This window comes from Paenibacillus sp. VTT E-133280 (genome assembly GCF_002264385.1).
GTDB lineage: Bacteria > Bacillota > Bacilli > Paenibacillales > Paenibacillaceae > Paenibacillus_AQ > Paenibacillus_AQ nitricinens.
Map to the genome: position 1 here is coordinate 51,996 of NZ_NFUX01000017.1, position 14,534 is coordinate 66,529.

General features: G+C 44.4%; 13 protein-coding genes and 1 riboswitch. Of the genes, 4 read left to right on the forward strand and 9 right to left on the reverse strand.

All coding sequences use genetic code 11. The features are described from left to right. Positions 1–11 precede the first annotated feature (11 nt). From CA600_RS10200 to CA600_RS10215, 4 genes are all read left to right on the forward strand, one after another. On the forward strand, positions 12–1,262 hold the full coding sequence (locus CA600_RS10200) for a methyl-accepting chemotaxis protein (RefSeq protein ID WP_094870082.1): 1,251 nt from the start codon (positions 12–14) through the stop codon (positions 1,260–1,262). Positions 1,263–1,452: 190 nt separating this feature from the next. Continuing rightward, a riboswitch (cyclic di-GMP riboswitch) is annotated at positions 1,453–1,548 on the forward strand. A 157-nt stretch (positions 1,549–1,705) separates the two neighbouring features. Next, complete coding sequence (locus tag CA600_RS10205; protein ID WP_094870083.1) at positions 1,706–3,346, forward strand: thiamine pyrophosphate-binding protein; 1,641 nt, start codon at positions 1,706–1,708, stop codon at positions 3,344–3,346. A gap of 10 nt (positions 3,347–3,356) precedes the next feature. Further along, entirely contained in the window at positions 3,357–3,725 is a 369-nt protein-coding gene (locus CA600_RS10210; RefSeq protein ID WP_094870084.1) for a carboxymuconolactone decarboxylase family protein, read from the forward strand. A gap of 276 nt (positions 3,726–4,001) precedes the next feature. Further along, a protein-coding gene (locus CA600_RS10215; protein ID WP_094870085.1) for an IS3 family transposase occupies positions 4,002–5,149 on the forward strand; the annotation gives its coding sequence in 2 pieces (ribosomal slippage) (positions 4,002–4,260 and positions 4,260–5,149; 1,149 coding nt in all). Between the two features lie 238 nt (positions 5,150–5,387). On the opposite strand, the gene glpK is transcribed toward CA600_RS10215, so the two are convergent. The 9 genes from glpK to CA600_RS10260 all read right to left on the reverse strand — a co-directional run bounded on the left by glpK (position 5,388) and on the right by CA600_RS10260 (position 14,495). Further along, positions 5,388–6,881 (reverse strand): glycerol kinase GlpK, encoded by a 1,494-nt coding sequence (glpK, locus tag CA600_RS10220; RefSeq protein WP_218832770.1) that lies wholly within the window; start codon positions 6,879–6,881, stop codon positions 5,388–5,390. Positions 6,882–6,999: 118 nt separating this feature from the next. Next, positions 7,000–8,436: an ATP-binding protein gene (locus CA600_RS10225; RefSeq protein WP_094870087.1), complete on the reverse strand. Its 1,437-nt coding sequence runs from the start codon at positions 8,434–8,436 to the stop codon at positions 7,000–7,002. Continuing rightward, complete coding sequence (locus CA600_RS10230) at positions 8,437–9,153, reverse strand: response regulator transcription factor (protein ID WP_036676174.1); 717 nt, start codon at positions 9,151–9,153, stop codon at positions 8,437–8,439. A 77-nt stretch (positions 9,154–9,230) separates the two neighbouring features. Continuing rightward, positions 9,231–10,493: a cytochrome c biogenesis protein CcsA gene (ccsA, locus tag CA600_RS10235; protein ID WP_094870088.1), complete on the reverse strand. Its 1,263-nt coding sequence runs from the start codon at positions 10,491–10,493 to the stop codon at positions 9,231–9,233. Further along, complete coding sequence (gene resB / locus CA600_RS10240; protein WP_094870089.1) at positions 10,490–12,175, reverse strand: cytochrome c biogenesis protein ResB; 1,686 nt, start codon at positions 12,173–12,175, stop codon at positions 10,490–10,492. Before resB ends, ccsA begins: the two co-directional genes overlap by 4 nt. Next, positions 12,175–12,696 (reverse strand): redoxin domain-containing protein, encoded by a 522-nt coding sequence (locus CA600_RS10245; RefSeq protein ID WP_094870090.1) that lies wholly within the window; start codon positions 12,694–12,696, stop codon positions 12,175–12,177. Before CA600_RS10245 ends, resB begins: the two co-directional genes overlap by 1 nt. Before the next feature lie 120 nt (positions 12,697–12,816). Next, positions 12,817–13,575, reverse strand: a complete 759-nt coding sequence (locus CA600_RS10250) for a pseudouridine synthase (protein ID WP_094870091.1) — start codon at positions 13,573–13,575, stop codon at positions 12,817–12,819. A 20-nt stretch (positions 13,576–13,595) separates the two neighbouring features. Continuing rightward, complete coding sequence (locus CA600_RS10255) at positions 13,596–13,940, reverse strand: peptidoglycan recognition protein family protein (protein ID WP_094870092.1); 345 nt, start codon at positions 13,938–13,940, stop codon at positions 13,596–13,598. A 66-nt stretch (positions 13,941–14,006) separates the two neighbouring features. Continuing rightward, positions 14,007–14,495, reverse strand: a complete 489-nt coding sequence (locus CA600_RS10260) for a spore maturation protein (protein ID WP_042190265.1) — start codon at positions 14,493–14,495, stop codon at positions 14,007–14,009. Positions 14,496–14,534: the final 39 nt, after the last annotated feature.

The window sequence follows — 14,534 nt, forward strand, 5'->3', positions numbered from 1 at the left end:
ACATTATACCAATGAACTGGATGCATAAACTTCCGTTAAAACAAAGAATTGTTGCCGGATGTTATCTCATTGCCGCACTATTTGCCATTCCTGTTTTAGTTACTTTTATGATCTTAGGCAACATTATTTTGGGTATTGTTCTAATCGTTGTTCTTGCTGCTTTAACTTTACCCGTGGCCCGCTTTATCGAGAGAACGCTTACATCTTCTTTTGATGACATCGCGAATGTATCTCATAGTATTTCTAAAGGGGATTTTACTAGTAGAGCTGACGAGAACGGGTCTATGGGGGACGTAAGTCGTTCCTTTAATACTATGATTGACAAGCTCAAGAAGATTTTGACAGAAGCATCGCAGATCACGCGCCAGGTTATGGATGCAAGCCGTGGAATCGAAGATAAGAATCAGAACTTGAAAATTGTCATGGCACAGGTAGCCTCTTCGTCAAATGAGCTAGCTCTTGGGGCAAATGAAATATCTACGGATATCGCTGAAATGACAGAATCTATTAAAGATATTGAGAATAAAGTCTCCAATTATACGAACTCAACGAAAGAAATGAACAGACGTTCAATACATACATTAGAACTAGTTGAACAAGGGCGCCAATCCGTAGATACTCAAGCTGAAGGCATGCGCAAAAACATCCAGGCTACTCAAAAAGTAGCGGATACTATCGAGGCCTTGTCTCATAATGCTCGCGGAATAACGATGATCACAAAGACCATCACTGAGATCGCTGAACAGACTAACCTGTTATCGCTGAATGCCTCCATCGAAGCAGCACGTGCCGGAGAACATGGTCGAGGATTTGCAGTAGTCGCACAGGAGGTCCGTAAGCTTGCCGAAGAATCAACGGCTTCAACAAAGGAAGTCTTTGGTTTAGTTCGGAGCATTGAAACTGATATTAAACAAGCGATTGACAATATCGCTATCAACGAAGAAGTCGTACAGGTACAGAATGAGATGATCACTCAATCTGCTCATATCTTTGCTCAAATTGTACAAAGTGTGCAGTATATTACCGAGCAGATCTCTTCCTTCTCTTCTGAAAGTGATCTTATGCTGGAAAGTGCCTTGAAAATCTCAGGTGCAATAGAAAATATATCTGCAATCACTCAGGAAACTGCTGCTGGCACCGAAGAAGTATCGGCTGCAATGAATGAACAAATTAATGCCCTGCAGTCCGTCGCAGAAGAAACTGAGAAAATGACACAGGCCGTATTTAATCTACAGAAAACGATCCATATCTTCAAGTTTTAAACAACTTGCATAACGAATAAACCAAGCCATAAACCGTCCTCTAAGTTTGTCTTAGGGGACGGTTTATTTTCTATTATTTCATAGGTTTGACAAGACTTTCGTCAAAATTCGAGTTAATTTGCGATAATATATTGACAAAGGATGATCCCAAGGAATATATTGTAAAGGAAAATTCTTCTTATAAATTTTAAATTAATATAGGCAAAATCTTCGAAAGAGGATGACGCAAAACCATGGATCTACAGCCTCATTTTTACTCTGAGGCCATGATTGCCAGGTTGCTAAGGACCCGGGACGGCTGAACTATTGTTCAGTCTTTACGGCGATTTACGCCACCAACCTGTGCCCTTTTTCGGAGCACAGGTTTTCTATTTTTGAGTTTATTGATCAATCAGAACACTTCGAAAGATCAATAACATAATAAATATTAATCAACTTGTGAGGTGTATCTTTTGAAGACAGTCGCAGATTATATGGCGGAAGCACTACGTAACCTCGGAGTGACCCATTCTTTTGGGATCATTGGTAAATCGATTTGTCCCGTAGTTCTTAAGATGGTAGACTATGGTATTGAATTTATTCCAGGGAGACATGAATCCAGCTCCGGATTCGCAGCAGCTGGATACGCGCTGAAAACTGGTAATCTAGGCGTAGCATTTGGTACTTCTGGTCCAGGCGGAACTAACCTACTTACAGCAGCAGCACATGCGAAAGCCAACAACTTGCCAGTGCTGTTTATTACGGGCCACCAATCTATTAAAGAGCTTGGAATCCCCCAATGTCAGGACTCTTCCTCTTACTTAGCTGATTTAGCGGAGATGTTCAGACCTGCCACCTTGTTCAGTAAACTTATTGAACGCGGTGATCACTTTAGTACTATTTTTAATCATGCGATTTCAATTGCTCTTAACCAACGTGGGCCTGTTCATCTTTGTGTGCCGTTTGATGTACAGACAGAAGGATTGGAAGAGTGCAATATTGTAATTCCCGAACGCGAATCTCTAGTAAGTCTAGCGAATATCGACAGAGTAGTTGATGCTATCAATGCCTCAAAGAATCCTTTGATTATTGCGGGTAAAGGGGTCAATCGATCTGGGGCGCATAGCCAGCTTATTCAGCTCGCTGAAACTTTTAATATACCAGTAGTAACATCACCTGGTGGTAAAGGGGCTATGGTTTGGGATCACCCACTCTATCATGGTCCTATTGGTGTTGGAGGTTGCACCCACGGGGATGACCTGTTGAATAAAAGTGATCTATTTATAGTTCTAGGATCACGATTAAGTGATATGACCGTCTGTAACCTAAAACGGGAGAATCACCCGACAACATTAATTCAATTTGATATTGATCCGACCTTTGTTGGAAAAATCTTGTTCTCCAAAACGATACCAGTCACTGGTGATCTACGTGATAACCTAGTGTGCTACCTAAATCATATTGATCCTAATCATATTACTAAACGTGAAGCTATCCCTTATGTAGATTATTCAGAAGAGCTTCCCAGTCTGAAGAATCTTTCCCTTGCGTCTATTATGAGCACGATGAGTGATCTGATTCCTGACAATAATACAGTATTTGTTGATGACGGCAGTCATGGATTCAATGCTGCTAAATGGTACAAGGTTAAGAAACCAGGCAGTTTTGTATTTGATGCTTATTTTGCTTGCATGGGTAATTCTATCGGTATGGCTATTGGTGCAAAGGTTGCAGCTCCTGAAGAAACTGTCTTCTGTATTACAGGTGATGGCTGTTTTATGATGCTAGGTACAGAAATAAACACCGCCGTCTGCAAAGATATCCCTGTCATCTTTATCGTAGTAAATAATAAGCAACTCGATATGGCGCTTAAAGGGATGGAAAAAACTACTGGCCGTATTGATGGAACGATATACGAAGTCCCAATGGACGTTGTGAAATTTGCCGAGTCTCTAGGAGCGACAGGCTACAAGTGTGAGACTGCGGAACAATTCTCGACTGCAATTAAGGACGCCGTTGCTCTTAACCGTGTTGCAGTTATTGAATTATTAACAGACCGTGATGAAGTCCCTCCGACTGCACACCGTACTTTGAACCTAAATTAGGAGGCTCACTATGAAAGATAATGTTAACAGTGGTCTGAACCACTTCACGAATCTCTCAGGAGACTATGGCGCTAAAGCACTAGCTCCGATTAAGGAACATTTCCCTGACTTGGCAGAATTCATCATGGGTAATGCGTATGGAGATATTTTTCAACGCAATACCATTGAAGCTGACTGGAAGGAAGTCTCTGTTATTTCTGCTCTAATTGCAATGGGCCAGTTCGATCAATTAGGAGTTCATTATGTTATGGCTCTTCGTGTAGGAGTTACTGTAGAACAGCTCAAAGGGATTCTACTACACTTAGTACCCGCTATAGGGGCACCTAGAATCATCACAGCCTTTAATATTCTTCTTGAAACCATAGAAGAGATCCAATAAATAATAATTCGACATAAATATACACATTTCGTCTTTATTATTGTGATTTAAGAAGATAGATTACTATAGGAAAGATCGAACGTGGAGATAAAGTTCTGTCCTGGACAGTGGGCGCTGGATGGAAAAACGTAACATTTGTTATTGAATATCAAGCGTTACAACATAAAAAGCGGCAGGCCAAGGATTAACCTTATGGTATTCTCCCCTCATGGTTGACAGTGAAAAAAGAGCACATGGTATCATGTGTTTAACACAGTCGACCGGAGGGGATTTTTCATGGCTAAAAAAGGGCAGACGTTTACGAAGTATTCAGAAGAGTTGAAGAACGAGGCGGTTCGACTTCACTTAGAGGAACATATGAGCTATTCACAGATTCTAGAAAAACTCGACATCAAGAGTGATGCTCAGTTGGTGAGGTGGATACGTAAATTTAAAAGTGGGGAGACCTTCGAGGACCGACGCGGAAAAGGTGGAAGGAAACATTTTGACAGTAAAGATGAAGAAATCGCGTATTTGAAGGCACAGGTCGAATACTTAAAAAAGCTCAATCCCAATCTACATGGGGAGGGAAGTTGGATACAAATACCCGGTGCCAATCCATTCAAGAAATGAGCGAGCGATACCCCATTGTTTGGTTGTGCAAACTGGCTGGATTGTCCCGGGCTGCATACTACAAATGGAAAAAGACCTCTGACCTGCGGGAAGCACGCCAAGAGAAGGATGCGAACCTTAAGGAACATATCTTAGCCATTCATCGGCTACGTCCTGCCTATGGCTATAAGCGAATGCGTACAGCGCTTCGCAAAGAGGGGTTTCCCGTAAACCATAAGAAAGTTCGCAGGTTGATGAGAGAGCTAGGCATCCAATCGGTGATACGCAAGAAACGCCCGTTTGCCGGGCGTAAGCCTTCTGTCTTATTTCCAAACGTACTCAACCAGGAATTCACAGCCCACGCTCTTCAGCAAAAGTTAGTCACGGATATTACCTATATCCGTACAGGCCACGAATTTGTCTACTTATCTGTAGTGATGGATCTGTACAACAACGAGGTTGTGGCTTGGAGAATCTCTGTCCGTAATGACTTGAAGCTAGTGGTAGATACTGTGAAATCTCTTCAAGACTCAAAGGCTCTGCTGCACTCTGACCAGGGCTTTCAGTACACGACTCGGACGTATGCCCAGGTTTTAGAGGACAAGGGTTTGGTCGGTAGCCACTCCCGCCGGGGGAATTGCTACGACAATGCTTGTATAGAGTCATTCTTCTCTCACCTAAAGACCGAAAAATTGTATTTGGAGAAACCCAAGAATCTTGAAGATGCTGAACATTTGGTTAAGGAGTACATCCTTTATTACAACAAGGAACGCTTCCAGAAAAAACTCGGCGACCTGTCTCCGGAAGAGTACCGGAACCAGATCGCCGCTTAAAAGGCTTCTTTTTTACTGTCTACTTGACGGGGCTATGACCACTTAGCTTGCCGCTTTTTATGTTGATCTGGTCTTTAGGACTCGCTAGCAAAGAATAACCCCTTTTCAGTTAGCGCACACCTTATTTCATCAAGCCCTTTTGGTCCCATCCCATGGAGTGCCCGAAGTGCAGGCTTTGAAAGTCCACTCGGTAGATCAGATTCTGTTCCGTTAACCATGGACATATGCATCTCCCTGATTACTGATATCTTTCATGTTTTTCCCAACCCATGGTACGCGCTACAGCGTCTTTCCAGGCGTTGTAACGTCGTTCACGCTCATCTATACCCATTTCAGGTGAAAAAACCCTCTCAGCTTTGTTAAAGCTTTCTAGTTGTTCTCTTGTCCAGACTCCTGAGGTTAATCCAGCCAGAAGTGCTGCCCCCAGCGCAGTCGTCTCCGCATATGTAGTTCGAGTCACTTCACTCCCGAGGATATCAGACTGGAACTGCATCAGCAAATCATTACGAACAGCTCCCCCATCTACACGAAGTCCGGTCAATGGCATGCCTGCGTCTTTTTCCATCGCCCCAATTACATCTCTAGACTGAAATGCTAGCGACTCTAACGTTGCTCGTACCAAATGTGCCGAGGTCGTCCCTCTTGTCAGACCGAAGACTGCTCCACGTGCGTACATATCCCAATAAGGTGCACCTAGTCCAGTAAAAGCAGGAACGACCACAACCCCTTCGCTGTCCTCCACTTCCCGCGCTTTGTCTTCTGAGCCTGCTGGCTCCGCTATGAGGCCTAGCCCCTCCTGAAGCCATTGTACAGCCGCTCCGGCTACAAACACACTGCCCTCGAGTGCATAGTAGAGTTCATCCCCCATTCCCCAAGCTACAGTGGTCAACAATCCATGACTGGAGACTACAGCTTCTGTACCTGTATTCATTAGAATAAAGCATCCAGTTCCATATGTGTTTTTGGCACTTCCGGGTTCAAGACAAGTATGTCCAAACAAAGCAGCCTGCTGATCTCCCAATACAGAGTGAATAGGTATTTCTGCCCCGAACCACTGCGCATCTGCTGCTCCAAATTCACTACCGGACATTCTCACTTCCGGCAGGATGGAGCGGGGTACACCAAGCTCTTCCATCAGCTCTTCGTCCCAGCAGCGCTTATGTAGATTATATAGCATTGTACGCGAAGCATTAGTTACATCAGTAGCATGTACAGCTCCACCAGTAAGCTTCCAGATTAGCCAGCTGTCTACGGTCCCAGCTAGTAGATCGCCATTATTCCCCCGCTCTCGTGCGCCGTCCACATGATCAAGAATCCAGGAGAATTTAGTTGCAGAAAAATAAGCATCCACAACGAGTCCAGTCTTGCTAGCAATGAGTCCCTCTAATCCCTTATTCTTGATCTCTTCACACAGCTCTGCAGTACGTCTGTCCTGCCACACAATCGCAGGATAAATCGGCTTACCCGTTGCTCTATCCCAGATTAGGGCCGTTTCCCTCTGATTTGTAATTCCAATAGAAGATATTCCCTGAGGTGTTATCCCGCCCCGAGTAATCGCATCTCTTGCAGCTGCAAGCTGTGACGCCCAAATTTGCTCTGGGTCATGCTCCACCCAGCCAGGGTGTGGGAAAGATTGTTTAACCTCGTATTGCCCTTGTGAGACGATTCTAGCGTCCTTATCGAACACTATGGCTCGTGAACTAGTAGTCCCTTGGTCTAAAGATAAAATCATTTGCTGGCCTCCCAAGCATAAACAATGAGATATGTTCCACGATGAACAAGATTAATGTGTTTGTTTCAACAAAAAGCACCTCTGCTGTCAGAGGCGCTATCACACATTGTGTTTGGAATTACTGTTTTTCGACAGGAAGTCTTAGGGTAAAGGTTGTACTTTCGCCCAACTTACTGGAAGCTGAAATGGTTCCGTGATGCGACTCAACAATATTTTTAACAATCGCAAGCCCAAGTCCCGTTCCACCTGATTCTCCCCGTACACGTGCCTTATCGGCTTTGTAGAAACGATCAAATATATACGGCAGATCTTCCTGCGGAATGCCGACGCCTTCATCCTGAATTTTAATTTCAAAATAGCGACGCCCTTCTAAGACACAAGTTCCTGTATGAACTGTGATCTTCTTGCCACCCTGCGTATGACGAAAAGCATTATCGAGCAAATTGGTTAAGACCTGCTCAAGCTTATCTTCATCCGCCGCTTTAAGAACAAGAACATCGCTGTCTTTATTTAGCTGCAGATGAATATCACGCTCTTTCGCACGTACGGAAAATTTGCGATACACTCGTTCCAGCAGTTCGTTCACATCTACTTCTGCCTTCAACATATCCGTATGTCCAGCTTCCATTCGCGCAAGGTCGAGCAGATCCTTTACAAGACGTCCCATACGGAGTGATTCATCATGAATGACCTGAATCAGTTCACTGCTTTCCTCTGGTGAAGAAGCCATACCGTCAAGTAAAGCCTCACTATAACCTTGCATCATCGATAACGGAGTCCGAATCTCATGAGAAACATTTGCCACGAAGTCACGGCGCATTTTCTCGAGCCGTACCTCTTCAGTCACATCACGCAGAACAGCAACCACCCCACGAATGCTTCCTTCAGAGTATAAAGGTGCCATATGCACTGACCACACGCCCTGCCGGACATGTACATTCGAGCGCTCATCGCCGCCTTGCTTCAACGTGCTCAAAAATAAAGGACGCAGGGGAGGTGGAACATTACTCTCAGCCGTTTCCGTATGAGGTTCAATGTCGCTCTCTTGTTCCCACTCTAAATCGCTCCAGCTCTCAAGTAGCGATTGACCATGCGGATTGGTCAGAATAATCTGGCCTAGGGTATCAAAGGTGATTACAGCATCACTCATGCTACGCAATACACTGGATAGATGACCCTTTTCATGGTGCAGACTGCGAATATTCTCTTCCAACTCCTCAGCCATATGGTTAAAGGAAGTTGCCAATTGGCCAATTTCATCGCTTGTGACAAGCGTCAGCCTTGTTCCGTATTCACCACGTCTAATGTTGTTTGCAGCCTCGATGACACGTTGCATCGGTTGAGTGATCTTGGTGAACAAGAACAATGCGAAGAATGTCGTCAAGGAAAATCCGATCATGCACGTATACATAAATAAACGTTTGATATCGCCGGAATTAGCAAAGTTGCTGTCGATATAGGGAAGTAGAAACAACCCGAGTGTAATCAGCACGACAGCGACCAGGCAGATGATCGTGACCCACAGCTTGCCGACAAGACTTCTCCAGAAGTTCACTTATTTAGGTACCTCAAGTTTATAACCTACACCCCATACAGTTGTAATCATCGCCGCGGATTCCGGTGAAACCTTATTCAGTTTTTCACGAAGACGCTTAACATGGGTATCGACTGTACGCAAATCTCCGAAAAACTCATAATTCCAAACATCTTTAAGCAGTTCTTCACGAGAGAACACTTTATCCGGTGAAATCGCCAAATAATGCAGCAGTTCGTATTCTTTCGGTGTCAGACTCACTTCTTCACCACCAGCAGTAACCCGGTGTGCGTCATGCTCAATAATAAGATGAGTGAATACAATGTTATTACTGGAGTTGCTCTCTTTGGACAAAAATGCTGTTGCCGAAGAACGGCGCATAATAGCCTTCACGCGATAAATCACTTCGCGAGGGCTAAATGGCTTCACGACATAATCATCCGCGCCCATTTCAAAGCCCTGTACACGATTAATCTCTTCACCTTTAGCTGTAAGCATTAAGACAGGTGTCGACTTGACCCCTCTGAGTCGGGTCAGCACTTCCATTCCATCAATGCCAGGCAGCATAACATCCAGCAAAATTAGACCGTAGTCATTTGCTGTTGCTTTACGAAGAGCAATTTCGCCATCTTCAGCTTCGTCGATTTCATAACCTTCTTTTTCAAGATACATCTTTAGCAGGCGGCGAATGCGTTCCTCATCATCCACTACCAGAATTCTGTTTAAATGATCTGCCATTTCACAACAACCCCTTCATCAAATACAGTAGAACGTAACCTTAAATCCATTGTGCTGTGTTAGCAGGTAAACTATGCTCAGTCCGTCCCCGCATAAGAATGAAGTCCGGCGATGACTAGATTAACGCCAACTAAGGTAAACATTACGACCAAAAAACCTAGAACGGCAAGCCAGGCAGATTTTCGCCCTTGCCATCCACGAGCCAATCGTAAATGAAGATAAGCACTATAGAAGAGCCAAGTAACGAGTGCCCAGACCTCTTTGGGGTCCCATCCCCAGAATCTTCCCCAGGCTATTTGCGCCCATATCATTGCAAAAATCAAAGCGCCTAATGTAAAAATAGGAAAGCCAATGGCTATCGCCCTATACGTTATCTCATCTAGATCGCCTTCATCAATCCCCTCCATAACCGGGTGAATCGCTGCGCCTAGCGGCTTGCGTACGATCAAGCGAAGAATTCCGTAAAGGAGTAATCCGGAAAGAATCGACCAGATTACAGTATTAAACTTCCGGCCAGCATTCACACCATTCATCCATGAAGGAGCTTCAAAGAGAGGTTCTTTCATGCCAAGAAACGACTGGAAGCTTTCAATTTCGCTATTGTGAGGAGCCACAATCGGCGGCATTCGATAACTCACTTTCTCTATTGTACTATTTTCCTGCCCTGCGCTGTCAATCGTAACGTTGTGACGGACAAAAACAGTCTCATAACCTGCTCCGCGGAAAGCAAAAACTGAACCCAGAAACCCAATTATAACAATGATTGAAAAGAGAGTAAATTCAATCAGTCTCTGTTGCTTACGATCCGCCTTCTCTTTACTTGCAAAATTAACAGTCCGCAGCAGATACATCAGTCCTGCCGCAAATCCTACCGCGAAAAAGGATTCACCCAGTGCTGCCAGTGTTACGTGGATCTTGAGATAGTTCGATTGCAGGGATGGAATTAACGGCTGAACCTCCTGTGGAAATACAGCTGCGTACGCCATCACAATAATGCTAATTGGAACTGCAAACAGACCGAGAATAACTTTGCGATAGATCGCGTATATCACTGTAAAGGCTACCATAACCATCATGGATAAGAAAGTCATGAACTCATACATATTGCTGACTGGAATATGTCCTGCACCAAACCAACGTGTAAAGAAATAAATAAGATGAAAGATAAGACCTATAGAAGAAACAATAAAAGCTATTTTACCCCATCGAGCAGTATGTTCCTCTGGCTTGCGGCCCGACCACTTGCGACCCATGATAGCGATAGTGAATAACATAAACGACCCGCTGTATAATAAGAATGCGGCAATAAAGACAGCGCTGCTGATATCGAGCAAGCTCATGTTAGGCCTCCTCCATTATCTATTGATTTTTCATCGACTACCATATCTACTTTTTCTAAAATAGAAACGATCTCACGACGGAAACCGAACCAATTTTTGTTCGTATGTCCTCCGAGTATTAGCTCTCCGTTTACAACGGTAAGCCAGATGCGTCTATGCTGCCAGTAGAATCCAAGGACTAAACCCAGCATCACGATTGCTGCACCTAACCATACAAAAGGCATTGCACGATCAATACGTATATTCAAGTATGTAGTCGATTCCGAAAAATCAACATCGCTCATGTTGTCCACTTCAAGCTCAAGAAATCTATTGCTGCCACCAAGCTTATCGTTAATAGCCACCTGCTGAAACTGAGACTTATCCACCTGCTTAGGAAAATAGAAGTACTGCTGCCCTTCTGCTGGCAAATCCGGTCCTTGAATCAAGAATAAGAATGCTGGTGCATTCGGATAAGGCGACTTAGATATCGGCTGACCATCCTCATTGAGTCCAAAATCCATATACTTTTCTTTTAAAGTCATCGTATAGGGTCCCGCTGTAATTGTACGCTGCGGATTCTTCATATCCAGTTTAAATTTACCGTACGACTCCCCAGTGGTGGAGTTCTTAAGCACTGGCTGTACAGAACGCAGTACAGGTGTTAGATCATAATCAAACTGATACGCTTTCAATCCTTTATAATCCAAAGGTGAGTTTACTTGGATATCATGTGTTGTCACCTCGGTAAGCTGCGGTTCCTTAGTAGGATCTGCGCAATCCGCGGTACATTTATATAGCACTGCTTTAGTTTGGAATAATTTTGGAAGGATTTTTTTGCCCCGAAACTCCTCAGGCATCTCTTCATCTGTGTAGAACTCTACGGTGAATTTCTCGTTTTTTAAATAGTAGGTGGTATCCGGAATCTGTGTAATCTCCCCTTGCGGGAAAGCAAGATGCTGATCCATGTTGAGACCCGGCAATCCTCTTGCCAGTACAGCAAGTAAAAAAATAATCAAACCAATATGTATTACGTAAGGTCCCCAGCGGCTGAAGCGGTGTTTCTCTGCCAGCAGCGCTCCTCCATCCGTCTTGACTCGGTAGCCCTTTTTACGCATAGGCTGAACCACCCGAGCAACCCAAGCTTCTGGTTCTTCATGCACTTCAGTAACTAGCACAGCCTTTTGCCGGATTAAGAACTGACGATGTTTCCGAATCTTCTGCCTAGTTAATGCCTTATACAGCGGAAGTACTCTGTCCAAACTACAAATGACTAATGAAGCGCCAATCATTACGAGTAGAGTCACAAACCACCAGGATTCGTATGTATGTGAAAGTCCAAGTTTATAGTAGATGTCCCCAGCTGTTCCGTACTCCTGCTTATAATAAGTCGATGCATCAATATTAAGAAAAGTACTCTCCTGTGGGAAAACGGTTCCCAGCATAGAGCCTAACAGTGTCAAAACGATAAGATAAATGGCTATTTTTACAGATGAAAAAAAGTTCCAAACTCGATCAATAACGCTTGGATTAACACGCTGCGAACGACGGGCTACACCATCATAACGCATTTCCAGATTCTCGCCCCAGTCCGATTCTTTGCCAAGCGGCTTTCCACATGCTTCACATAGAACAGTGCCTACAGGGTTCTGGTGGCCACATTCACATTTGGTATTGGTTATAAAAGCCTCGCGTTCACTCATCAATCCACCAGCTTCCCAATTTGATCATCTAGTGAATCTAAATCAAGCTGGCCAATATGAATGCTGTCAATTTTACCCTTTGCATTAATGAAAAAAGTAGTGGGGAGTGGAGAAATACCATAACTTCGTACAGCGTCTCGTCCCGTGTCCATCAAAATCGGAAAATCAATATCGACTTGCTTCACAAAATTTTCAACAGTCATCTGATCTTCACCTACGTTGATTCCAATAACGACTACATCTTTGTCCTTCCATTTTTCCCATTGTGCTTGGAGAGCCGGCATTTCTTTTACACAAGGCGTGCACCATGAGCCCCAGAAATTCAGCACAATAGTCTTACCCTTATACTCGTCTAATGTATGCCCCAGTCCATCAAGACCCAGCAAATCAATGGCAGGCGCTTTACTACCTTCCTCTGGTTTTCCGCTTCCACCAAATACAGAGGAACCAATTGCATAACCACCCACTAGAACGATTAGAAACAGAATTACGATTTGAATTGGTTTTCTCGCTTTACCCACATGTAAAGCCCCCTTCTGTGACGCAACTCATACTTATGTTGTAAGGTGTGAACATCCTATGAACATTATAGCGAATTTCGTCACAGCATTAGGGGGTTTAATTGTGAATATTGTGTGTCTTTATGACTCTTTACGTGGAGTTCTTTCTTTGAGTAATCCTGCTTTGGCAATTTGCTGCAGATGGTTAATTTCATCTTTGGTCAAATGACGGTAGGAGCCACGTTTAAGATTTTGCAGCATAATATCCCCGAAAGAAATCCGCTTCAGACGGATAACGGGGTGTGAAATCGCATCAAACATGCGTCGTACCTGACGGTTACGTCCCTCGTGAATCGTTATGCTGATTACTGCTTCTTTATTCGCTTCGTCAATATCCTTGTACTCCACCTCAGCAGGCGCTGTCATGCCATCCTCCAGCTTGATGCCGGCTTTTAGCTTGTCCAATGCAGTGCCATGCGGAATACCCTTGACCGTTGCATGATACGTCTTAGGTACATGATGCTTAGGATGGGTAAGCAAGTTAGCGAAATCTCCATCATTCGTTAACAGCAGCAGTCCTTCCGTATCGTAATCCAGACGGCCTACAGGGTAAACCCGTTCTGTAATTCCTTTAAGGTAGTCTGTTACAACCTTGCGACCCTTTGGATCGGAAGCACTTGTAATAACGCCTTTAGGTTTGTTGAACATAATATAGATTTTGTTCTCGCCCCGGATCAGTCTACCGGAGACTTTAATAATATCTGTTGCGGGGTCCACCTTCGTGCCAAGCGTAGTTACGAGTTCCCCGTTGACTTCCACTTTACCGGCCAAAATCATTTCTTCACACTTACGTCTGGACGCCACACCGGCCTGCGCCAAAATTTTCTGTAATCTTTCCATTTTCGACTAGTCACCTCAGATTAATGATAACCATCAGAGGGATAAATCACAAGTTCATTCCATGGAAAAAATGCTCCTGGGCAGTAATTATTGTGGGGTTCGATGATTAAAGGGGAGATTTGGTAGCGCTCTACCAGTTCTAAAATGAGTTTATCTGTGGCAAATAGCTGCTCTTTCCTTCCAGATAATGGAGGGGTGCCGTCTTCCCGGCTGAAATCACCTTCCAAGCAAATGTGAATATACTCCGGATCGGTCAGCAGCGGTGCTGCATAAATGGCTCCTTCAACACCAACCCAAAAATCAAAACCTTTGCCATTTATGGAAGTACAGCGAGACTGATGCAGGATAAAACCTTTATAGTTCATAGCGGATTGCCTCCCTCCACATTGCTGCAATAGCATATGTCGAGGGAGGTTTGAGGGTGACGCCGACTACCCAAAAAGCAGGAGGCAGACCGCGATCGCGGCGACGAAGCCAACGACATCGGAGAAGAGACCTACCTTAAGCGCATAACGGCCGTTACGCACACCTACAGCTCCAAAATAAACCGTTAATACATAAAGTGTTGTGTCCGTGCTGCCCTGTATGGTAGAGGCAATCATGCCGATTAGAGAGTCTGGTCCATGAACGCGAATCAGATCCGTGGTATAAGCAAGAGAGCCTGTCCCTGTGAGAGGCCGCAGAAGGCCTAGTGGCAGCACTTCTGGAGGTACACCAAGCCCCCTTAGCGCAGGAGATATGAATCCCATTAGGAAGTCGAGTGCGCCCGATGCGCGAAAGACGCTGATCGCTACAAGCATACCTACAAGATGAGGAATAATCGCGATTGCCGTACCAAATCCATCTTTTGCCCCTTCAACAAATGACTCATACACTGGGACTTTACGCGTAAAAGCATAGAGCGGGATGAACGTAATCATGACCGGAATCGCCCATGCCGATATGAGACTGATTAACTG